Source organism: Pseudomonas promysalinigenes (assembly GCF_014269025.2).
GTDB lineage: Bacteria > Pseudomonadota > Gammaproteobacteria > Pseudomonadales > Pseudomonadaceae > Aquipseudomonas > Aquipseudomonas promysalinigenes.
Genome location: NZ_CP077094.1, coordinates 3186434 through 3207624, shown reverse-complemented (window position 1 = coordinate 3207624; position 21191 = coordinate 3186434). Strand labels below are relative to the sequence as shown.

The 21191-nt window shown below is 57.0% G+C and carries 16 protein-coding genes, 2 tRNA genes, 3 rRNA genes and 2 pseudogenes; 15 read left to right on the top strand and 8 right to left on the bottom strand.

Annotation, left to right across the window (positions count from 1 at the left end; genetic code table 11):
- The first annotated feature begins 93 nt into the window (after window positions 1-93).
- Window positions 94-1911, top strand: coding sequence for an aminopeptidase P family protein (locus HU725_RS14735; protein ID WP_186478516.1), 1818 nt, complete (start codon window positions 94-96; stop codon window positions 1909-1911).
- Between the two features lie 43 nt (window positions 1912-1954).
- On the opposite strand, the gene HU725_RS14730 is transcribed toward HU725_RS14735, so the two are convergent.
- Window positions 1955-2236 (bottom strand): hypothetical protein, encoded by a 282-nt coding sequence (locus HU725_RS14730; RefSeq protein WP_060480660.1) that lies wholly within the window; start codon window positions 2234-2236, stop codon window positions 1955-1957.
- Window positions 2237-2425: 189 nt separating this feature from the next.
- A complete protein-coding gene (gene rhtA / locus HU725_RS14725; RefSeq protein WP_186478515.1) occupies window positions 2426-3313 on the bottom strand; it encodes a threonine/homoserine exporter RhtA in 888 nt (295 codons plus the stop codon).
- 603 nt (window positions 3314-3916) lie between these two features.
- Here rhtA and HU725_RS14720 point away from each other — a divergent pair.
- The 5 genes from HU725_RS14720 to rrf all read left to right on the top strand — a co-directional run bounded on the left by HU725_RS14720 (window position 3917) and on the right by rrf (window position 9086).
- Window positions 3917-5453: ribosomal RNA gene (locus tag HU725_RS14720) — 16S ribosomal RNA — on the top strand.
- An 85-nt stretch (window positions 5454-5538) separates the two neighbouring features.
- A tRNA-Ile gene (locus tag HU725_RS14715) sits at window positions 5539-5615 on the top strand.
- A 24-nt stretch (window positions 5616-5639) separates the two neighbouring features.
- Window positions 5640-5715 (top strand) — tRNA-Ala (locus HU725_RS14710).
- 235 nt (window positions 5716-5950) lie between these two features.
- Window positions 5951-8842 (top strand): 23S ribosomal RNA (locus HU725_RS14705).
- Window positions 8843-8970: 128 nt separating this feature from the next.
- Window positions 8971-9086, top strand: a 5S ribosomal RNA gene (rrf, locus tag HU725_RS14700).
- Together the 16S, 23S and 5S rRNA genes with 2 tRNA genes alongside form the textbook arrangement of a ribosomal RNA operon.
- 62 nt (window positions 9087-9148) lie before the next feature.
- On the opposite strand, the gene HU725_RS14695 is transcribed toward rrf, so the two are convergent.
- On the bottom strand, window positions 9149-10012 hold the full coding sequence (locus HU725_RS14695; RefSeq protein WP_186478979.1) for a universal stress protein: 864 nt from the start codon (window positions 10010-10012) through the stop codon (window positions 9149-9151).
- Between the two features lie 150 nt (window positions 10013-10162).
- On the opposite strand from HU725_RS14695, the gene HU725_RS14690 reads away from it, so the two are divergent.
- Entirely contained in the window at window positions 10163-10780 is a 618-nt protein-coding gene (locus tag HU725_RS14690) for a MiaE family protein (protein WP_186478978.1), read from the top strand.
- 3 nt (window positions 10781-10783) lie between these two features.
- Here HU725_RS14690 and HU725_RS14685 read toward each other — a convergent pair whose 3' ends face one another.
- Window positions 10784-11104 (bottom strand): ElaB/YgaM/YqjD family protein, encoded by a 321-nt coding sequence (locus tag HU725_RS14685; RefSeq protein WP_186478982.1) that lies wholly within the window; start codon window positions 11102-11104, stop codon window positions 10784-10786.
- 129 nt (window positions 11105-11233) lie between these two features.
- Here HU725_RS14685 and HU725_RS14680 point away from each other — a divergent pair, with 129 nt between their 5' ends.
- Entirely contained in the window at window positions 11234-11497 is a 264-nt protein-coding gene (locus tag HU725_RS14680) for a hypothetical protein (RefSeq protein ID WP_060480444.1), read from the top strand.
- Between the two features lie 8 nt (window positions 11498-11505).
- On the opposite strand, the gene HU725_RS14675 is transcribed toward HU725_RS14680, so the two are convergent.
- Window positions 11506-11994: an LEA/WHy family protein gene (locus HU725_RS14675; protein ID WP_186478977.1), complete on the bottom strand. Its 489-nt coding sequence runs from the start codon at window positions 11992-11994 to the stop codon at window positions 11506-11508.
- Window positions 11995-12129: 135 nt separating this feature from the next.
- Here HU725_RS14675 and HU725_RS14670 point away from each other — a divergent pair.
- From HU725_RS14670 to zapE, 7 genes and pseudogenes are all read left to right on the top strand, one after another.
- Window positions 12130-12633, top strand: a pseudogene (locus HU725_RS14670) (RNA polymerase sigma factor); the annotation flags it as partial.
- 7 nt (window positions 12634-12640) lie between these two features.
- Entirely contained in the window at window positions 12641-13516 is an 876-nt protein-coding gene (locus HU725_RS14665; RefSeq protein ID WP_347709422.1) for a FecR family protein, read from the top strand.
- A gap of 129 nt (window positions 13517-13645) precedes the next feature.
- Window positions 13646-16069: a TonB-dependent receptor gene (locus HU725_RS14660; RefSeq protein WP_186478981.1), complete on the top strand. Its 2424-nt coding sequence runs from the start codon at window positions 13646-13648 to the stop codon at window positions 16067-16069.
- 5 nt (window positions 16070-16074) lie between these two features.
- Window positions 16075-16248: pseudogene (locus HU725_RS14655) on the top strand (arginase family protein); the annotation flags it as partial.
- Window positions 16249-16383: 135 nt separating this feature from the next.
- Window positions 16384-16692: a thioredoxin domain-containing protein gene (locus HU725_RS14650; protein ID WP_186478974.1), complete on the top strand. Its 309-nt coding sequence runs from the start codon at window positions 16384-16386 to the stop codon at window positions 16690-16692.
- A 26-nt stretch (window positions 16693-16718) separates the two neighbouring features.
- A complete protein-coding gene (locus HU725_RS14645) occupies window positions 16719-17879 on the top strand; it encodes a PQQ-dependent sugar dehydrogenase (protein WP_186478973.1) in 1161 nt (386 codons plus the stop codon).
- 124 nt (window positions 17880-18003) lie between these two features.
- Window positions 18004-19113: a cell division protein ZapE gene (zapE, locus tag HU725_RS14640; RefSeq protein WP_186478980.1), complete on the top strand. Its 1110-nt coding sequence runs from the start codon at window positions 18004-18006 to the stop codon at window positions 19111-19113.
- 55 nt (window positions 19114-19168) lie between these two features.
- On the opposite strand, the gene HU725_RS14635 is transcribed toward zapE, so the two are convergent.
- From HU725_RS14635 to HU725_RS14625, 3 genes are all read right to left on the bottom strand, one after another.
- A complete protein-coding gene (locus HU725_RS14635; RefSeq protein WP_186478972.1) occupies window positions 19169-20167 on the bottom strand; it encodes an alpha/beta fold hydrolase in 999 nt (332 codons plus the stop codon).
- Between the two features lie 75 nt (window positions 20168-20242).
- Window positions 20243-20680: a YqaA family protein gene (locus tag HU725_RS14630; protein ID WP_060480452.1), complete on the bottom strand. Its 438-nt coding sequence runs from the start codon at window positions 20678-20680 to the stop codon at window positions 20243-20245.
- Window positions 20680-21108: a DUF411 domain-containing protein gene (locus HU725_RS14625; protein WP_186478971.1), complete on the bottom strand. Its 429-nt coding sequence runs from the start codon at window positions 21106-21108 to the stop codon at window positions 20680-20682. Before HU725_RS14625 ends, HU725_RS14630 begins: the two co-directional genes overlap by 1 nt.
- Window positions 21109-21191 lie beyond the last annotated feature (83 nt).

The following is a 21191-nucleotide window of genomic DNA, read 5'->3' as shown; positions in this document are numbered from 1 at the left end:
CTCTTAGTCAGAGCGGTCGACGATTGCGACACGGTGTCAGCTGTTTCATTATTCTCCCTGTGGAATTACCCCCGAATTTTGGCAGGAGTGCGCATGAACGTTCAGAACACGATTGAGCAAAGTGTGCCAGAGCGCCTGATGCGCGTGCGCCAAGTCATGGCGCGGGAGGGCGTTGATGCACTACTGGTACCTTCAGCTGATCCGCACTTGTCCGAATACCTACCGGGGTATTGGCAAGGTCGTCGGTGGCTCTCGGGGTTCGATGGCTCAGTAGGCACATTGGTGGTGACTGCTGACTTTGCTGGCTTGTGGGCCGACAGCCGCTATTGGGAACAAGCGGAAAATGAGCTGACCGGCAGCGGTATAGCCTTGATGAAATTGCTGCCGGGTAAACCTGGCGCCTTGGAGTGGCTAGCAGAGAACATTCGCGCCAATGGCGCCGTAGCGGTGGACGGTGCGGTAATGGCGCTGTCTCAAGCGCGCCTGCTCGAGCAGAGCCTTGAGTCACGTCAGGCTCGGCTGATCACTGATCGGGACTTGCTTGGTGAAGTATGGGAGGCGCGTCCGACGCTACCTGATAACCCCGTCTATCAGCACCTGCCACCTCACGCCACGGTCAGCCGTGCTGGCAAGCTTGGCCAGCTGCGCGCCAAGTTGCAGGAGAGGGGTGCTGACTGGCATTTCATTGCGACTCTCGACGACATAGCCTGGTTGTTCAACCTGCGCGGCAGCGATGTTTCCTACAACCCGGTTTTCCTCGCTTTCGCCTTGATCGGCATGGATCAGGCTTTCCTGTTCGTGGGGGCCGGCAAGGTCGATGAGCACCTGCGCCATGTCCTTGAAGCTGACGGTATCGAAGTGCGCGACTATTCGGCAGTGCACGATGCCCTGTCCGGGCTGGCGCCCAGCAGCCGGTTGCTCATAGACCCGGCTCGGGTGACTAGCGCTTTGCTCAAAGCGCTCGATGAACGGGTGCAACTGGTAGAGGGGTTGAACCCGACCACGCTGAGCAAATCCTGCAAGAGCGAAGACGAGCTGGTGCATGTACGCCAGGTAATGGAGCAGGACGGCGCTGCGCTGTGTGAGTTCTTCGCTTGGTTAGAGAACCATATGGGCCAAGAAACCATCACTGAGTTGACGGTCGATGAACAGTTGAGTGCTGCCCGCGCTCGTCGGCCAGGGTTCGTCTCGTTGAGCTTTGCCACTATTGCGGCGTTCAACGGCAATGGCGCAATGCCGCATTACCGCGCAACCGAAAAATCCCATGCGATCATCGAAGGCGATGGCCTATTGCTGATCGACTCCGGCGGGCAATATCTGGGCGGCACCACAGACATCACGCGTATGGTCCCAATAGGGACGCCGAGCCTGGAGCAGAAGCAGGATTGCACTCGCGTGCTCAAGGGCATGATCGCTTTGTCCCGCGCCCGATTTCCGCGAGGCATTCTTTCCCCGCTGCTCGATGCCATCGCCAGGGCACCGATATGGGCAGATCAGGTCGATTACGGCCATGGCACCGGGCATGGCGTCGGCTATTTCATGAACGTGCATGAAGGGCCGCAGGTGATTGCCTATCAGGCCGCAACCGCGCCGCACACGGCAATGCAGGAAGGCATGATCAGTTCCATCGAGCCGGGTACCTACCGGCCGGGGGCGTGGGGAGTGCGTATCGAGAATCTGGTCGCCACTCGAGCACTGGGCAGAAGTGCATTCGGTGATTTCCTGTACTTCGAAACCTTGACGCTGTGCCCCATCGATACCCGCTGTCTGCTTCCCGACATGCTAACCAAAGAAGAGTTGGATTGGCTTGACCAGTATCACGCCCTGGTGTCAGAGCGACTTGCTCCCTTGCTGCAGGGCGCTGCACTGGACTGGCTGAGAATGCGTACTGCACCCGTCCAAGTGGCGTGATGGTGCTATGCACAAAAAAGGGCAGCTTGTGTGCTGCCCTCTCTTACTTACAGATGACGATCATGCTGCGGCTGGTGTAGCCAGCCGGATTGATGCCGAAGAGGTAATCCCCTGCCTCTTCGTCAGCGTCGCCTGAGCGTGCAACCACCTTGTAGCCGCGCGAGCTGCAGGAGGCAGCTGCCTTGCTGTAGCACTTGTCCCATGACGAAGACAGGCCGGAGCAATTGATATGCACGCCCTTTTTTCCTTTCCTGACCTCAGTCTTGGCGGTCGCGGCACATCCAGCGATGGCCAGGACAGCCAGGATGATCATGATACGTTTCATTCCTGTCCTTAAATGCAGGGCCCATCAGCACTGTGACCCTGGCGTTATCGCTTTGGTTCTTCCTGAATTTTCCTCGACTTCCGTGTTCGCTCAAGTAGATAGCGTAAAGATGATGATCGGGTTACAGCTTAATGAGGGAGGCTGATGAGGACAATGTTTAATCGCAGCTAAATGAAGCTGATTCTCAAATCAGTCTGCGACAATGGCTGGCTTGGCTTCCCGCCGCATCGACAGCGTAGCGCCAGCCGAGGCCGCAATGATGGCGAGGATCGCCAGCCACTGAGTTGTGCTCAATACTTCGCCCAGGAACAACAGGCCTGAAAGAGCACCAATCGCCGGCTCTATGCTCATCAGGGTGCCGAAGGTGCGAGCTGGCATGCGAGTCAGGGCAACCATTTCCAGGCTATAGGGAAGTGCAGTCGAGAGAATGGCGACGCCCAAGGCCAGAGGAATGATTGCAGGACTCAGCAGTGCACTGCCAGCATGAACGATGCCTATGGGGGCAACGAACAGGGCTGCAACCACCACCCCCAAGGCGGCGCTCTGGATGCCGTGCTCCGCGCCTGCGCGTTGGCCAAACAAAATGTAGAGTGCCCAGCAGACACCTGCACCCAGCGCATATGCAGCGCCCAATACATCCAGCGGCTGTCCGCCATGCCCTACTGGCAGCAATAGCAACAGGCCGGCCACAGCCAGAGCTATCCAGAGAAAATCCAGCGCACGGCGAGAGGCGAACAGTGCCACAGCCAGTGGGCCTGTGAATTCCAGGGCAACGGCAATACCCAGCGGGGTAGTTTGCAGCGACATATAGAAGAGGAAGTTCATACCGCCCAAAGACATCCCGTAGATAATGACGTTGCGCAGTGTCTTGCCGGTCATGCGCGCGCGCCATGGTCGCAGTATTAAAAGCATGATGATGCTGGCGAAAATCAACCGCAGAGTGGTGGTGCCTTGGGCACCGACTAGCGGGAACATGCTCTTGGCCAGGGATGCTCCGGACTGGATCGAGGCCATGGCAATAAGCAGCAGGCCAATGGGGAAAAGGGTGCTGGCCATGCTGCGGGCGGCGGTGTTCATTTCAGGGCGACAATCCTTTGAGCTGCACAGGGTGTGCAATATAGTGCGCAAATCCTGCGGGAGGGCGCAAGGTGTCTTGCCTGACGTTTTTAGCTGCGGGGCATGATTTCATACGATTATGACTTGACGTGGGTTCGAATCCCTTTATACTGCGCCCCACTTCCAGCGACATCGGAACGAAAAACTCCTTGAGATTCAACGAGTTAATCAGTTTGGGCGAAACTGGAAGCGCTTCGATCGACTGATCGATGGCGGTGGAGATGAAGGTTGACAGCGGTTTTAAACGCTGTATGATTCGCCTCCCGCTACGAGAGATCGCAGCGAGTCAAGTGTTTGAAGCTAAACGAGTTTCTCGCAAAAAACTTCAAAATAAACGCTTGACAGCAAATGAGGAAAGCGTAGAATGCGCGCCTCGGTTGAGACGAAACGCTCTTAACCAAACGCTCTTTAACAAATCGAATCAAGCAATTCGTGTGGGTGCTTGTGAGTACGGACTGATAGTCACAAAGATTATCAGCATCACAAGTGGCCATGCGAGAAATCACATAGTCATTTGAGATTGCTGAGCCAAGTTTAGGGTTTCTTAAAAACCCAAGCAGTATTGAACTGAAGAGTTTGATCATGGCTCAGATTGAACGCTGGCGGCAGGCCTAACACATGCAAGTCGAGCGGATGACGGGAGCTTGCTCCTTGATTCAGCGGCGGACGGGTGAGTAATGCCTAGGAATCTGCCTGGTAGTGGGGGACAACGTTTCGAAAGGAACGCTAATACCGCATACGTCCTACGGGAGAAAGCAGGGGACCTTCGGGCCTTGCGCTATCAGATGAGCCTAGGTCGGATTAGCTAGTTGGTGAGGTAATGGCTCACCAAGGCGACGATCCGTAACTGGTCTGAGAGGATGATCAGTCACACTGGAACTGAGACACGGTCCAGACTCCTACGGGAGGCAGCAGTGGGGAATATTGGACAATGGGCGAAAGCCTGATCCAGCCATGCCGCGTGTGTGAAGAAGGTCTTCGGATTGTAAAGCACTTTAAGTTGGGAGGAAGGGCAGTAAGCTAATACCTTGCTGTTTTGACGTTACCGACAGAATAAGCACCGGCTAACTCTGTGCCAGCAGCCGCGGTAATACAGAGGGTGCAAGCGTTAATCGGAATTACTGGGCGTAAAGCGCGCGTAGGTGGTTTGTTAAGTTGGATGTGAAAGCCCCGGGCTCAACCTGGGAACTGCATCCAAAACTGGCAAGCTAGAGTACGGTAGAGGGTGGTGGAATTTCCTGTGTAGCGGTGAAATGCGTAGATATAGGAAGGAACACCAGTGGCGAAGGCGACCACCTGGACTGATACTGACACTGAGGTGCGAAAGCGTGGGGAGCAAACAGGATTAGATACCCTGGTAGTCCACGCCGTAAACGATGTCAACTAGCCGTTGGAATCCTTGAGATTTTAGTGGCGCAGCTAACGCATTAAGTTGACCGCCTGGGGAGTACGGCCGCAAGGTTAAAACTCAAATGAATTGACGGGGGCCCGCACAAGCGGTGGAGCATGTGGTTTAATTCGAAGCAACGCGAAGAACCTTACCAGGCCTTGACATGCAGAGAACTTTCCAGAGATGGATTGGTGCCTTCGGGAACTCTGACACAGGTGCTGCATGGCTGTCGTCAGCTCGTGTCGTGAGATGTTGGGTTAAGTCCCGTAACGAGCGCAACCCTTGTCCTTAGTTACCAGCACGTTATGGTGGGCACTCTAAGGAGACTGCCGGTGACAAACCGGAGGAAGGTGGGGATGACGTCAAGTCATCATGGCCCTTACGGCCTGGGCTACACACGTGCTACAATGGTCGGTACAGAGGGTTGCCAAGCCGCGAGGTGGAGCTAATCTCACAAAACCGATCGTAGTCCGGATCGCAGTCTGCAACTCGACTGCGTGAAGTCGGAATCGCTAGTAATCGCGAATCAGAATGTCGCGGTGAATACGTTCCCGGGCCTTGTACACACCGCCCGTCACACCATGGGAGTGGGTTGCACCAGAAGTAGCTAGTCTAACCTTCGGGAGGACGGTTACCACGGTGTGATTCATGACTGGGGTGAAGTCGTAACAAGGTAGCCGTAGGGGAACCTGCGGCTGGATCACCTCCTTAATCGACGACATCAGCCTGCTGATGAGCTCCCACACGAATTGCTTGATTCATTGTAAAAGACGATGCTGTAACGCAACCTTGTTATAGGTCTGTAGCTCAGTTGGTTAGAGCGCACCCCTGATAAGGGTGAGGTCGGCAGTTCAAATCTGCCCAGACCTACCATTACATGGTTCAGCCGTAGGATACGGGGCCATAGCTCAGCTGGGAGAGCGCCTGCCTTGCACGCAGGAGGTCAGCGGTTCGATCCCGCTTGGCTCCACCACTTCTGCTCTACTTGATCAGAATTCAGAAATGAACATTCAGTTCGAATGTTGATTTCTGGCTTTTGTCAGATCGTTCTTTAAAAATTCGGATATGTGATAGATATAGACTGATAGCCAGTTTCACTGCTGGGTATCAGGCTAAGGTAAAATTTGTGAGTTCTGCGCGTAAGCGCAACATGCGAATTTTCGGCGAATGTCGTCTTCACAGTATAACCAGATTGCTTGGGGTTATATGGTCAAGTGAAGAAGCGCATACGGTGGATGCCTTGGCAGTCAGAGGCGATGAAAGACGTGGTAGCCTGCGATAAGCTTTGGGGAGTCGGCAAACAGACTGTGATCCAGAGATCTCTGAATGGGGGAACCCACTCAGCATAAGCTGAGTATCTTGTACTGAATACATAGGTGCAAGAGGCGAACCAGGGGAACTGAAACATCTAAGTACCCTGAGGAAAAGAAATCAACCGAGATTCCCTTAGTAGTGGCGAGCGAACGGGGACCAGCCCTTAAGTTGGTTTGAGATTAGTGGAACGCTCTGGAAAGTGCGGCCATAGTGGGTGATAGCCCCGTACACGAAAGTCTCTTATCAATGAAATCGAGTAGGACGGAGCACGAGAAACTTTGTCTGAACATGGGGGGACCATCCTCCAAGGCTAAATACTACTGACTGACCGATAGTGAACCAGTACCGTGAGGGAAAGGCGAAAAGAACCCCGGAGAGGGGAGTGAAATAGAACCTGAAACCGTATGCGTACAAGCAGTGGGAGCCTACTTTGTTAGGTGACTGCGTACCTTTTGTATAATGGGTCAGCGACTTATATTCAGTGGCGAGCTTAACCGAATAGGGGAGGCGTAGCGAAAGCGAGTCTTAATAGGGCGTTTAGTCGCTGGGTATAGACCCGAAACCGGGCGATCTATCCATGGGCAGGTTGAAGGTTAGGTAACACTGACTGGAGGACCGAACCGACTACCGTTGAAAAGTTAGCGGATGACCTGTGGATCGGAGTGAAAGGCTAATCAAGCTCGGAGATAGCTGGTTCTCCTCGAAAGCTATTTAGGTAGCGCCTCATGTATCACTGTAGGGGGTAGAGCACTGTTTCGGCTAGGGGGTCATCCCGACTTACCAAACCGATGCAAACTCCGAATACCTACAAGTGCCGAGCATGGGAGACACACGGCGGGTGCTAACGTCCGTCGTGAAAAGGGAAACAACCCAGACCGTCAGCTAAGGTCCCAAAGTCATGGTTAAGTGGGAAACGATGTGGGAAGGCTTAGACAGCTAGGAGGTTGGCTTAGAAGCAGCCATCCTTTAAAGAAAGCGTAATAGCTCACTAGTCGAGTCGGCCTGCGCGGAAGATGTAACGGGGCTCAAACCATGCACCGAAGCTACGGGTATCACCTTTGGTGATGCGGTAGAGGAGCGTTCTGTAAGCCTGTGAAGGTGAGTTGAGAAGCTTGCTGGAGGTATCAGAAGTGCGAATGCTGACATGAGTAACGACAATGCGAGTGAAAAACTCGCACGCCGAAAGACCAAGGTTTCCTGCGCAACGTTAATCGACGCAGGGTTAGTCGGTCCCTAAGGCGAGGCTGAAAAGCGTAGTCGATGGAAAACAGGTTAATATTCCTGTACTTCCAGTTATTGCGATGGAGGGACGGAGAAGGCTAGGCCAGCTTGGCGTTGGTTGTCCAAGTTTAAGGTGGTAGGCTGAGATCTTAGGCAAATCCGGGATCTTAAGGCCGAGAGCTGATGACGAGTGCTCTTTAGAGCGCGAAGTGGTTGATGCCATGCTTCCAAGAAAAGCTCCTAAGCTTCAGATAACTGGGAACCGTACCCCAAACCGACACAGGTGGTTAGGTAGAGAATACCAAGGCGCTTGAGAGAACTCGGGTGAAGGAACTAGGCAAAATGGCACCGTAACTTCGGGAGAAGGTGCGCCGGCGAGGGTGAAGGACTTGCTCCGTAAGCCCATGCCGGTCGAAGATACCAGGCCGCTGCGACTGTTTATTAAAAACACAGCACTCTGCAAACACGAAAGTGGACGTATAGGGTGTGACGCCTGCCCGGTGCCGGAAGGTTAATTGATGGGGTTAGCGCAAGCGAAGCTCTTGATCGAAGCCCCGGTAAACGGCGGCCGTAACTATAACGGTCCTAAGGTAGCGAAATTCCTTGTCGGGTAAGTTCCGACCTGCACGAATGGCGTAACGATGGCGGCGCTGTCTCCACCCGAGACTCAGTGAAATTGAAATCGCTGTGAAGATGCAGTGTATCCGCGGCTAGACGGAAAGACCCCGTGAACCTTTACTATAGCTTTGCACTGGACTTTGAATTTGCTTGTGTAGGATAGGTGGGAGGCTTTGAAGTGGGGACGCCAGTTCTCATGGAGCCATCCTTGAAATACCACCCTGGCAACTTTGAGGTTCTAACTCAGGTCCGTTATCCGGATCGAGGACAGTGTATGGTGGGTAGTTTGACTGGGGCGGTCTCCTCCCAAAGAGTAACGGAGGAGTACGAAGGTGCGCTCAGACCGGTCGGAAATCGGTCGTAGAGTATAAAGGCAAAAGCGCGCTTGACTGCGAGACAAACACGTCGAGCAGGTACGAAAGTAGGTCTTAGTGATCCGGTGGTTCTGTATGGAAGGGCCATCGCTCAACGGATAAAAGGTACTCCGGGGATAACAGGCTGATACCGCCCAAGAGTTCATATCGACGGCGGTGTTTGGCACCTCGATGTCGGCTCATCACATCCTGGGGCTGAAGCCGGTCCCAAGGGTATGGCTGTTCGCCATTTAAAGTGGTACGCGAGCTGGGTTTAGAACGTCGTGAGACAGTTCGGTCCCTATCTGCCGTGGACGTTTGAGATTTGAGAGGGGCTGCTCCTAGTACGAGAGGACCGGAGTGGACGAACCTCTGGTGTTCCGGTTGTCACGCCAGTGGCATTGCCGGGTAGCTATGTTCGGAAGAGATAACCGCTGAAAGCATCTAAGCGGGAAACTTGCCTCAAGATGAGATCTCACTGGGATCTTGAATCCCCTAAAGGGCCGTCGAAGACTACGACGTTGATAGGTTGGGTGTGTAAGCGCTGTGAGGCGTTGAGCTAACCAATACTAATTGCCCGTGAGGCTTGACCATATAACACCCAAGCAATCTGCAGCGCAGATTGTGGTGGTGAAGACGAAAGACCCGAAAATTCGTAACATCACAAATCGCATATCCGAATTCGCTGGGCTGTCCAACAGGACATTCTGGCTACAGAATTTCTTGACGACCATAGAGCATTGGAACCACCTGATCCCATCCCGAACTCAGTAGTGAAACGATGCATCGCCGATGGTAGTGTGGGGTTTCCCCATGTGAGAGTAGGTCATCGTCAAGATTCATTTCGCAAAACCCCTATCTGCGTATGCAGATAGGGGTTTTGTCTTTCTCAGGTATGTCTTATCCTTGAGCAAGTTCCGCCAGATGGGCTGTTACTTCTTCGCTTTTTAGCACCAGAACATCACCCTCCAGCGAGTCGAGCACCACTTCTGCGGTATTGCCTATCAGTGCCCCGGAAACTCCGCCGCGCGCGACGGTACCGATCACCGTGACAACTGCATTCAACTTCTTCTCGAAGTATGGAATCAATACATCGGCGGGGCCTTCCGCGACGTGTAGGTGATCTTCGCTGATATCAAATTGCGCTTGGAACGCTCTGCAGGCTTCTCGGTAGCGCTTTTCAATCGTATCGGTAAGTTGATACACGGGATCGGCTGCTGAAAGCATAGGGGAGGGGTGGGCACTGACCACATGCAGGGCCCCCTTGGCCAAGCCCGCAATTCCATAGCCATGATCGACAATGCTGGCATGCAATCGACGGTGATCCTCATCCTGGTTGCCGACATCCACCGCCGCCAAGATCACACCGCCCGTCCAAGGCCGCTCGCTCTTGACCATCAATACAGCGCAAGGGCACTGGCGTAGGAGCTTCCAGTCGCTAGGCGTCAATAGTGCTTTTTTGAGTGGATTATCCGGTCGATGCTCCTTGATGACCAACTCGCAACCTTCGGCTTGCTGCACCGCGATGATCGACTCATGCAGGGTTTCGTGCCAGGTCTGCTCATGGGTGACATCATCGTAACCATCTTCGCGCAGCTGGTTACCGAGCAGGCTGAGGAGGGCGCTGTGGTCGTGCTTCTTGTCACACATCACCAAGTGCAGACGGGCTCCGGTCACACCAGCGATCAGTTTGGCTCGCGTCAGTGCAAGGCTGTGGGCATGTTCGGGGTCAAGGACGACCAGAATGCTGCGAACCGCTTGCATGGTGAGAACTCCTTTCTGGGGATGGGCATGCCTGACTATAGTCGGCGCCTCTCGTATCGCCGTTTGATGTACATCAAGCATAGTCACTGGTGCTGCATGCCACCGTCGGTATAATCGCCGGTCTTGCCTGTCCAGTGTGGTTGTTCGCATATGTCCCTGATCCCCGAAATCGAAGCTTTTCTTGGCTGCCCAACCCCAGATGCCTGGATAGAGGCAGCACTTGCCGACCAGCAAACCTTGCTGATCGATCATAAGAACTGCGAATTCAAGGCTGCCAGCACCGCGTTGAGCCTGATTGCCAAGTACAACACCCACTTGGACCTGATCAACATGATGTCGCGGCTGGCACGGGAAGAGCTGGTGCATCACGAACAGGTGCTGCGCTTGATGAAGCGTCGAGGAGTGCCGCTGCGACCGGTATCGGCAGGCCGTTACGCTTCGGGTCTGCGTCGATTGGTGCGTGCCCATGAGCCGGCCAAGCTGGTTGATACTCTGGTAGTCGGGGCATTCATCGAAGCGCGTAGTTGCGAGCGTTTTGCAGCCTTGGTGCCTCACTTGGATGAAGAACTCGGCAGTTTCTACCACGGCCTGCTAAAGAGCGAGGCACGTCACTACCAAGGCTATCTGAAGCTGGCCCACCAGTATGGTGACGAGACGGATATTGACCGCCGCATCACCCTAGTTCGTGAGGCCGAGGCCGAACTCATCACGTCACCGGACCAGGAACTACGTTTTCACAGCGGAATTCCCATGGTACAGGCTGCCTGAGATTCAGTGGCGACGCCCTAAAATCAAACCTATTACCAAACCGAAGCCGGCTGACACTGCAACGGTCTGCCATGGATGGCCACCAATATAATTTTCGGTGGCCTCAACTGCCGGCTGCGCCTTGGCGCGTACCTGGCCGGCAGCCTGGCCTGCCTGACGCAGTTTCAGGCTGATCTGAGCCCGTAGGGTTTCAGCTTCTTCACCCACCAGTGTGGCGCTTTGGCTGAGCAGCTTTTCCGATTCCTCGATCAATGCCTGCAGCTCACTGAATACTTGATCCTTGATCTGATCATTGTCGGCCAAAGTGGTTTTTTTTCGAGCCATGAACACGTCCTCGTCGATGCAGTGGTTTGTACAATGGATGCCGGCGCGCCAGGAAAGTTGCGATGGCTTTGTCGTTGATACACCCTCCCGGTGTAAGATAGCGCCCGTGTTCAACAGGCAGGTGCATCCATGAGTTTCAATCTGGCCAACATGAGCTTCGAGGAACGGGCGCAGATCGAGGCGCAAAAGGCCCGGCTGTTCGAGATGTGGAAGAACAACCTAGGTAAGGCCAAGGGCGAGGCCGCCCGGTTGATCGCCGAAAAATCTCGCCGTAAGGGCAAGTGGGCAGAGTGGGTGCGTACCGAGCTCGACAGCATGTCACCACCCGAGTACGCCGATATGGTGCGCAGCGAGGTCAACAAAATGATGGCCGCAGCCAGCGCAAATCGTTGATACGGCCCTTACCAGTAAAAGCTGCCATCTTTGGGCAGGTCTAGTTTGCCCTCGTCGGTGAAGCGGACGGTGCCCAGCGGGCCTGCGGCCAACTTGCCGCGAAGCTTGTAAGGTAGTCCCTGCAACGAATCAAGCTTGCCCAACCCGTAGGCCTGACGCAGGAAGGCGAATGCTGTGACGCTCACAGGTACCACGATTACGCCTTCGTCGTAGCGGCCGATATGCCCTTGCTGGTCACTGACGCCTGCTGCCAGCGGCTGGCCGTTGACCTCCAGGTTCAGGGCTACGCCGCTGTAGTCGATGGCCGCCTCGTTTGGGTTTTGCACCCTTAGCTTAATGGCCATGCGCATTTCCAGCTCTTGCCCTGGTAAAGGTTCGACGCCGATCACGCTGATGTTGAGCGGGTCATGGGCCTGGAACAGTGCGCAGGCACTGAGGCCGCTTGCCAGAAACAGAGCCAGGAGCATGCGGACATAACGGGGCAAACGGGCAGCCATTGTAAGTACCTTGCCGACGAAGTTGAGGCCGCAGTGTGTCAAATGCACGTCAGCGTTGAAAGTACCCGGTGTTATGAAAGATACTGTTTCTCATTAACGCCCGATAATTCATCTTACTGGCAGCACCTCTACCTCATGCTGACATCACCCGCCTCCGGTTTGCTGGCAAGTTTCCAAGAGCATTACGACGACCTTTTGCGTTTTCTTACCCGGCGTATGAGTGATCGGCAGCGTGCAGCTGACGTGGCTCAGGAAACTTATCTAAAGCTGCTGAAGATCGACGAACAATCGGTGGCCGTACTACATGCGCGTAGTTTCATCTTTCGCGTGGCTGCAAACCTGGCCATCGATGCATTGCGCCGCGAACAACGCATTGCCGCCAGCCACAATGGAAGCGATGTCACAGGCGAGGTTGCGTGTACACGGCCTGCCCCGGAGGCGGCTTTGCTCGCGCGTGAGCGCTTGCAGATCCTGGATGAGGCGCTAATGCAACTGCCTGCCAATGCGCGTCAGGCGCTATTGCTGAACCGGGTCGATGGCCTGACCCACGCACAGATTGCACAACGACTGGGTGTTTCCGAAAGCATGGTGGCAAAATACATCGGCCAAGCGCTGCGCCATTGTCGCGACTGGCTCAAGCACAACCATGACTGACAGGTTGACCATGCCTTCTCCTCAGCCCATCTGCAACTTGTCCGACGATGCCCTCGACTGGCAGGTGCTGCTGCACTCAGGCCATGCCAGCCCGGCCGACCGGGAACGTTACCAGCGTTGGTGCCAATTGAGCCCGGCTCATGCCGAAGCCGGACGCGAAGCCGAGGGGCTGTGGGAAGAAATCGGCCACGCGCCAATTTCCCAAGGGCAGGCGACGGTCCCTGAGCCCCGCAGCAAGCGCCGCTGGGCAATGAGCATCGCTGCCTCGCTGGTATTGCTGATCGTAGGTTACAGCGGCTGGCAACAGATGCCTGTTTGGTTGGCGGACTACCGCACGGCCATTGGCGAACAACAACGCGTGACCTTGGCCGACGGGTCGCAGGTTACGCTCAACAGCGCAAGTGCCTTGAGCGTGGCTTTTAGTGCACGTGAGCGCCGGGTGAGGCTGCAAGCGGGTGAGGCGTTGTTCGAAACTGCTGATGATCCACGGCCTTTCGTGGTCGAAACCGCAGGGCAGTCGGTGCAAAGCCGCGCTGCAACCTTCAGTGTGCGTCGTAACGGCCAGGTGGTACTGGCCCAGGGCAGTGCCAGTATCGGCGGGCTTCCCCTGGCCGTCGCCGCCGACGCCGAGGCGCAGACAGCCTGGCAGCGCGGCAAGCTGATATTCAATGGCAAACCGCTGCGCCAGGTGCTCGCGGAGCTTGAGCGCTACCAGCACGGCCGAATCGTGCTGTCCGATAGCACATTGGGGGCCCTGCAAATCAGTGGTGTCTTCGACCTGAACGACCCTCAAGCGCTGCTGCACACCCTTGAGCAGCGCTACGGTATCAAGGTCACTCATCTGCCATGGCTGGCCGTGGTGCATTGATTCTGTAAAAAATAATCAGAATTTTTTTCATTTGGTGCTGCAAGTTTGGCTGTGCCAGATCGTCGTAGTGGGACTGATCAGTAACCCATTCTTAATTACGACTTGTCTGGAAGCTCATTCGTGTCTTTTATGCCCAAGCCTTACCACCGTCGCGGAAGTCGTCTTCACCTGGCCTTGATGTCCTGCAGTGCGCTGGCCGTGCTTTCTGGCCCCATCCAGGGGTGGGCGGCCTCCGATGGGGTCGCACATACCCAGGCCCGTGTAGTTCAACTGGACCTGCCGGCGCAGCCACTGGATCAGGCCCTGACTACCTTTGCCGACCAGGCGGGTTTGCAACTGTTGTACACCACGGGTGAGGTAGCTGGGCTTAGCAGCCCGGCGCTGCAAGGCAGTTACAGCGTCGAGCAGGCGTTGCAATTGCTGCTCGCAGGCAGCGGCATGGCTTGGCAGTTCACCGATGCGCGTACGGTCACCTTGCGCACGGCCGTGCCTGTTGCGCAGGCGGTCAACCTCAAACCCATCGAAGTCAGCGTCGCTTCGCGCACCAGCACCGCCATCAGTGAAATAGCCGGTACAGTGTGGGTCGTAGACCAACAGCAACTGCGTGAACAGATCGACAGCGGCGTCAGCCTCAAGGAGGCCATCGGCAAGCTCGTGCCGGGCCTGGACCTGGCCCCCGAGGGGCGCACCAGCTATGGCCAGAACATGCGTGGGCGCAATGTCCTGGTGATGATCGACGGTGTCAGTCAGAACAGCTCGCGCGGGCTTTCACGCCAGTTCGACAGCATTTCACCGTTCAACGTCGAGCGCGTCGAGGTGCTCTCCGGGGCCAGTGCCATCTATGGCGGCGGCGCCACTGGCGGCATCATCAACATCGTCACCAAGAAGGGCGAACCAGGCCCGGCCCGCTTCGAAACCCAGTTGGGTGCGAGCTCCGGCTTCAACAACAGTGACGACTTGGCCACGCGTTTCGCCCAGTCGATCAGTGGCGGCAACGACCGAGTCAGCGCACGCCTGGGTGTTTCCGGCGAGCAGAACGAGGCGTTCTACGATGGCGCGGGCGAGCAGATTTTCATCGATAACACCCAGACCGACCTGCAATACAACCGTACGCTCGATGTGCTGGGCTCGCTTGGCTTGAAACTCACAGACCAACAGAGCCTCGATCTGCTGGCGCAGTATTACGATTCAGGCAATCACGGCAGCACTGGCATCTATTTTCCCAATCTGAACTACAACGCGCCATCGGACCTGGAAGATGCCGAGCTGCGCAGCGGCTATTCCTCGGATCTGCAGCCGCGCATCCGACGTCTGCTGCTCAATGCCAACTATCACCATACCGATGTGCTTGGCCAGGATTTCTACCTGCAGGCCTCCTACCGCAAGGAAAACGACAACTTCTATCCATTTCCCTATTACAACCGGGCTACGCCGACCGGTTCGCGCGGGGTTTACTTTGCAGGCTCACAGCAGAATTTCGAAGTCAGCAGCCTCAAAGGGCTATTCGCCAAGCAGTGGGATACGCTCAAGCTGACCTATGGCCTGGACCTTGATCGTGAGCGCTTCAGTGCCGACCAGACCACATTCGACGCCTGGACCTCATCCCAAAGCGGGGGCCTGGACCTGGACAAGCAGAGCAAAGCAGCGCGGTATCCCAGTTATCGTGTCGATGGTGTTTCGGTCTATGCCCAGCTCGACTGGCACGCCACCGACAACCTGACCTTGTCAGGCGGCGCCCGGCGCCAGCAGATGGACGTCGATGTCAGCGATTTCAAAGGCGTGCCGGGTGGCAGCAACGATTATGAGGTCAACCTGTACAATGCCGGCGCCATCTACGACTTCAAGAACGGCCATCAGCTGTGGGCCAATTACGGCGAAGGTTTCGACCTGCCGGACCCGGCGAAGTACTACGGTAAACCGGGCCTGAGCGTGGCGGACAACCCGCTGGCCGGCATCAAAAGCCGCCAGGTCGAGCTGGGTTGGCGTTATGCGGACCTGGACTGGGACGCGCAGGCGGCGCTGTATTACATTTGGTCTGACAAGATCATCAATGTCGACTCGCAGACTCTAACCATCGACGTCGAAGACCAGAAGAGCCGCGACTTCGGCTTTGAAGGCGCGTTGACCCGGCACTTCCAGACCGGCTGGGAAGCTGGCGGCACGCTGCACCTGACCCGGTCTGAAGAGCAGGGCGCCGATGGCGACTGGATCAAGCGCGATGCCCGCTATGCTTCACTGTCCAAGGCCACCGCCTTCGTCGGTTACAAGGCGGATGGCCGCAGCGCCCGGCTGCAGGCCAATCACGCTTTCAGTCTCAAAGACGATGCCGACCATGAGATCGACGGCTATACCACCTTCGATTTGCTTGCCAGCCAGGACAGCGGTTTTGGCACCTTCAGTGCGGGTATCCAGAACTTACTGGACAAGCGTTACAGCACGGTGTGGGGCCAACGGGCGACATTGTTCTATTCGCCGACCTATGGCCCGGCTTATCTGTATGACTACCAGGGCCGAGGGCGAACCTACACCCTGACCTGGAGCATGGCGTACTGATTGCTCAGGCCTCTGAAATCCTTGGTGGCCTGCGTGGCATCAACCTCGTGGGGATGGGCCTGGTGGAAGTCGCGCCAGCCTATGACCATGCCGATATCACGGCCTTGGCTGGCGCTACTTTGGCCATGGAGATGCTGTGCCTATACGCGGCTCGGCACAAGGTCGATATTGCACGGTGATGCATTGACGTAAAGGTCTGGCCCATCGGGCTTATCTGAAACATGAGGAATCGCATTCATACTTTTGTCCCGAACCCAGCGCGCCTTAGGCTATCAAACTGCTTAAGGCGAGCATTTTCGTACAAGAGGTGAAGCATGAACCTTACATCCCCGGTGATTGCCATCACCTTGCTATGGTGCCTGCAGGCGCAGGCTACGCCCTTGCAGCCCTCCGCGAGCAACAGTAATCCCTACAACAGCCCGATCCAGCGCGCTAACCCCAACAGCCGTCAGGGTAGCGTTCCGGCCGCCCCACCTGTTCGCGGCCCCTCCACAGTACCGACGTACCGCACACCAAGTCTGGACAATCGTGGCATCGGCAACGGCGATAACCTGCGCCGCCAGCAGCAGGTGCCAAACCTGGAACCCTCCCGACCGCCGCGCGAAAACCCACGTGCGCCTTGAGCCCATCTGCCAGAAAGGAATTCCGAATGATCCGAGCCACCTGGTTGACCACCCTGACAGTCGCCGCATTGCTGCCTTTGATTGCTCACGCGGCTCCAGAGCAACAGCTCCCCAGTGAAGAAGGCCAGCTCACCGTCAGCACTCTGGCTGACGGCCTGCGCTACCCCTGGGCATTGGCGTTTCTGCCAGGTGGCAAGGACATGCTGGTCACCGAGCGTTCCGGCAACCTTCGGGTAATCAGCGCCGAAGGCAAGGTCGGGCCGCCCATCAACGGAGTGCCCAAGGTCTGGAGCGAAGGCCAGGGCGGATTGCTCGATGTCGTGTTGTCGCCAGAGTTCGCAAAGGACCGCACGGTCTACCTGTCCTATGCCGAGCAGGGCAGTGATGGCAAGGCAGGCACGGCAGTGGGACGTGGCCAGTTGTCCGAAGATCGCGCCCGGCTGGAAAACTTCAATGTGATCTTTCGCCAACAGCCCAAACTCTCTGTAGGCAACCATTTCGGTTCGCGGCTCGTGTTCGATCGCGACGGCTTCTTGTTCGTGGCTTTGGGCGAGAACAACCAGCGCCCCACCGCTCAAGATTTGGACAAACTTCAGGGCAAGGTCGTACGGATTCTGCCCGACGGTGAGATACCCAAGGATAATCCTTTCGTCGGCAAGCAAGGCGTGCGCCCGGAAATCTGGTCGTTCGGCCACCGTAACCAACAGGGTGCCGCGCTCAACCCCTGGACTGGCAAGCTCTGGACCCACGAACATGGCCCGCGCGGTGGCGACGAGATCAACATCCCGCAGCCCGGCAAGAATTACGGCTGGCCGATTGCCACTCACGGTATCAACTATTCTCTGTTGCCCATCCCCGAGGCCAAGGGCAAGCATGTGGACGGTATGGTCGACCCGCACCATGTCTGGGAAAAATCGCCAGGTATCAGCGGCATGGCCTTCTACGACAGCCCTACCTTCAAGGCCTGGGATCACAACTTGTTCATAGGGGCTCTGGCATCTCAGTCGCTGATCCGCTTGCAGCTCGATGGCGACAAGGTTGTCCATGAAGAACGCTTGTTGGGTGAACTGAACGCACGGATCCGCGACGTGCGGGTTGGGCCGGATGGCTACCTGTATGTGCTGACCGATGCCAAGGATGGTGCGCTGCTGAAAGTGGGGTTGAGTGACGGTTCAGAGGCCCTGTAAAGCGCTGGCGGCCGCTGCCATACAGTGACTTACCTCAAATACATGTTCAGTGTTCGTGGGGTCAGGTTTACCCGCAAAAGGGCCAGCCCATACAATGCAGCTCTCAATGGCCAAGCCTGCAGTCATGCAACCAGACCCACTGAATCTCTATCGCACTGCGATTACAGAACAAGGCTTTGCCGAGGACCCCGCGCAAGCCAAGGCTGTCGAGGCCCTGCAAGCTTGTTTCGAGGTGCTGCTAAAGGGTAACACGCCCCAGGGCCTGTACCTTTGGGGGCCAGTCGGGCGCGGCAAGACCTGGCTCATGGACCTGTTCCACCGCTGCCTGAGCGTGCCGTCCCGGCGCCAGCACTTTCACCACTTCATGGGCTGGGTTCACCAACGGCTGTTCCAGCTCAACGGTACCGCTGACCCTTTGCAGGCGCTGGCACGGGAGCTGGCCGGGCAGATCCGTGTCTTGTGCTTCGATGAGCTGTTCGTCAACGATATCGGCGATGCGATCATCCTCGGCCGCCTGTTCCAAGTGTTGTTCGATCACGCAGTGGTGATTGTCGCCACTTCCAATCAACCGCCTCACCAGCTGTATCGTGACGGCTTCAATCGCGAGCGCTTCCTACCTGCCATCGGCGCTATCGAGCGTCACATGCAGGTGCTCTCGGTGGCAGGCGACCACGACCATCGCCTGCATCCCGGCACACCGCTTCAGCGTTACTGGGTGGCCGAAGCAGGCAGCAAAGACCGTGCGCTGGAGAAGGTCTTCCAGCAGCTCAGCGGCGGCGACACCGGTAGCGATGCGCCGCTGCAGATCGGATCGCGGCAGATTGATGTGATCCGCAGCAGTGATCAGGCCGTATGGTGCCGCTTTAGCGAACTGTGCGAACGTCCATTGGCCGCGATGGATTTCATGGCGCTATGCGACCGCTTTTCAGCGATTCTGGTTGAAGGTATTCCGGCTCTCGGAGCTCGGCAGCGCGCCGGGCGCATCGCCCGTGGCACCGAAGATGGTGCTACGCGGGTCGCGGCCGGGGACCGTGAGTTGCCGATGCTGTCACCCAAGGACGATGCTGTGCGCCGTTTCATAGCATTGGTCGATGAGTGCTATGACCGCCGCGTGGCGCTTTATCTGCAAGCGCAGGTTCCGTTGGATGAGCTCTACACCCAGGGTTATTTGGCGTTCCCGTATCAAAGAACCCTGAGCCGGCTGAAGGAGATGCAACTTCAGCGCTTTGCCTGACCAAGCTCAGCCATGGGGGCGCTGCTGCCCGTGGGTACAGCACCCCGATACTCGGTCAACGCTCAAGCCATTGCACAAGCGTACGGTTGAAGCGCCGTGGCTCCTCGATCTGCGGCGCATGCCCCATGCCCTCGAAGGTTACCAGCTCGCCTTGCGGGATGAGTTTGGCGACCTGCGGCCCCAAGTCCTGATACTTGCCCAGCTTGGCTTTGACCTCAGGCGGGGCGATATCGCTGCCGATTGCCGTGGTGTCCTTGTCACCGAGCAGCAGCAGCGTGGGCATCTTCAAGTCTTTGAACTCGTAATACACCGGTTGGGTGAAGATCATGTCGTAGATCAGCGCCGAGTTCCACGCCACCGCCTCATGCCCCGGCCCCTGATTCAGCCCTACCAGCATCTGTACCCAGCGCTCGTATTCAGGCTTCCAGCGGCCCACGTAGTAGGTTTTGCGTTCATATTCGCGCACCCCTTCGGCATTGAGCTTCAGTTCGCGGGCATACCACTGGTCAACCGTGCGATAAGGCACACCCAGCGCTTTCCAGTCCTCCAGGCCAATGGGATTGACCAGTGCCAGGCGCTCGACCTGCTGCGGATACATCAGCGCGTAGCGGGTGGCGAGCATGCCGCCTGTGGAGTGGCCGAGTACCACAGCCTGCTTGACGCCCAACTGTTCGAGCAGCGCATGGGTGTTCGCCGCCAGTTGCTGAAAGCTGTACTGGTAATTGGCCGGTTTGGTCGAGGTGCAGAACCCGATCTGGTCGGGGGCAATCACCCGGTAGCCAGCCTGGCTCAACGCTTCGATGGTGGTCTCCCAGGTGGCGGCGCAGAAGTTCTTGCCGTGCATCAGTACCACGCTGCGACCATTGGCTTGGCCGCGGGCCGGGACGTCCATATAACCCATCTGCAGCTGCTGGCCTTGGGACTGGAAGTCAAAGTGCTTGAGCGGGTGGGGGTAGCTGAAACCTTCGAGCTGTTTGCCGTAGGTGGGTGTTTCGGCGGCGATGGCCGAAACGCTGACGAGGCAGGCCAGGGCCAGAGCGGTTGCGCGCAGCATGGGGGCACTCCGTGTAGGACCATGTAGGAATTGGCGACTGTAGCAGTCAGTGGACTAGCACAAAGGGCAAAGGTGTTACCAAGCATGAAACCAGCCCAGCGTAATCATCGCCACGACGATGTAGCGCCCGCCCTTGGCCAGGGTCACCAGCAGCAGAAAACGCCAGAATGGCTCGCGCATGATACCGGCGATCAGGGTCAGGGGGTCGCCGATCACCGGCATCCAGCTCAACAGCAATGACCACTGGCCCCAGCGCTGATAACGCTGCTGTGCCCGTTCAAGCTGGCTGGCATTGAATGGGAACCAGCGCCGATGGCGCAGATGCTCGATGGCTCGGCCAAGCAGCCAGTTCACCACCGAGCCCAGCACATTGCCCAAGGTGGCGACTGCCAACAACGTCATCCAGGCCTCGGGCTGGCGCAGCAGCAGCGCGACCAGCACCGCTTCCGATTGCAGTGGCAGCAGGGTGGCAGCCCCAAAAGCGCTAAGCAATAGCGCCCACAGGCTCAGCATCAGTAGTTGGCGACCACGGTGTCCTGGCCAGCCTGGGTCACACCAATGACCTGGTAGGCATCCTTGCGGCCAGCCATTTCCATGCCCGGCGAACCCATCGGCATACCGGGCACGGCCAAGCCTTTGAGGTCCTTACGCGCAGCGAGCAGGCGCACCTGCTCGGCAGGCACATGGCCCTCAACGAACTTGCCGCCGATCACCCCGGTGTGGCACGAGGCCAGGTGAGGCGCCACACCCAAGCGCTGTTTGACAGCGCTCATGTTCGGCTCGACGTGGTCGTTCACAGTGAAGCCGTTCTGGCGTAAGTGACTGATCCAGGCTTTGCAGCAGCCACAGTTGGGGTCGCGGTACACATCAATGGTTTCAGCGGCTTGGGCCAAGCTGGTGATGGCCAGCAGGCCGAGTGTGATCAGGTGTTTACGCAGCATGTCGGGACAACTCCTGTAGGCGTGGCTGGCCTGTGGCTTGGACAGTGGGTCAGCAGGATAACCCAAGGCATCCTGCGCTGCAG

Excerpts from the sequence above, each read along its gene's own strand:
- HU725_RS14645 (WP_186478973.1), top strand. The coding sequence starts at position 16,719 with ATGATCCGAGCCACCTGGTTGACCACCCTGACAGTCGCCGCATTGCTG.
- HU725_RS14650 (WP_186478974.1), top strand. The coding sequence starts at position 16,384 with ATGAACCTTACATCCCCGGTGATTGCCATCACCTTGCTATGGTGCCTG.
- HU725_RS14680 (WP_060480444.1), top strand. The coding sequence starts at position 11,234 with ATGAGTTTCAATCTGGCCAACATGAGCTTCGAGGAACGGGCGCAGATC.
- HU725_RS14625 (WP_186478971.1), bottom strand. The coding sequence starts at position 21,108 with ATGCTGCGTAAACACCTGATCACACTCGGCCTGCTGGCCATCACCAGC.
- HU725_RS14735 (WP_186478516.1), top strand. The coding sequence starts at position 94 with ATGAACGTTCAGAACACGATTGAGCAAAGTGTGCCAGAGCGCCTGATG.
- HU725_RS14675 (WP_186478977.1), bottom strand. The coding sequence starts at position 11,994 with ATGGCTGCCCGTTTGCCCCGTTATGTCCGCATGCTCCTGGCTCTGTTT.
- HU725_RS14695 (WP_186478979.1), bottom strand. The coding sequence starts at position 10,012 with ATGCAAGCGGTTCGCAGCATTCTGGTCGTCCTTGACCCCGAACATGCC.
- rhtA (WP_186478515.1), bottom strand. The coding sequence starts at position 3,313 with ATGAACACCGCCGCCCGCAGCATGGCCAGCACCCTTTTCCCCATTGGC.
- HU725_RS14635 (WP_186478972.1), bottom strand. The coding sequence starts at position 20,167 with ATGCTGCGCGCAACCGCTCTGGCCCTGGCCTGCCTCGTCAGCGTTTCG.
- HU725_RS14685 (WP_186478982.1), bottom strand. The coding sequence starts at position 11,104 with ATGGCTCGAAAAAAAACCACTTTGGCCGACAATGATCAGATCAAGGAT.
- zapE (WP_186478980.1), top strand. The coding sequence starts at position 18,004 with ATGCAACCAGACCCACTGAATCTCTATCGCACTGCGATTACAGAACAA.
- HU725_RS14730 (WP_060480660.1), bottom strand. The coding sequence starts at position 2,236 with ATGAAACGTATCATGATCATCCTGGCTGTCCTGGCCATCGCTGGATGT.
- HU725_RS14665 (WP_347709422.1), top strand. The coding sequence starts at position 12,641 with ATGACTGACAGGTTGACCATGCCTTCTCCTCAGCCCATCTGCAACTTG.
- HU725_RS14660 (WP_186478981.1), top strand. The coding sequence starts at position 13,646 with ATGCCCAAGCCTTACCACCGTCGCGGAAGTCGTCTTCACCTGGCCTTG.
- HU725_RS14630 (WP_060480452.1), bottom strand. The coding sequence starts at position 20,680 with ATGCTGAGCCTGTGGGCGCTATTGCTTAGCGCTTTTGGGGCTGCCACC.
- HU725_RS14690 (WP_186478978.1), top strand. The coding sequence starts at position 10,163 with ATGTCCCTGATCCCCGAAATCGAAGCTTTTCTTGGCTGCCCAACCCCA.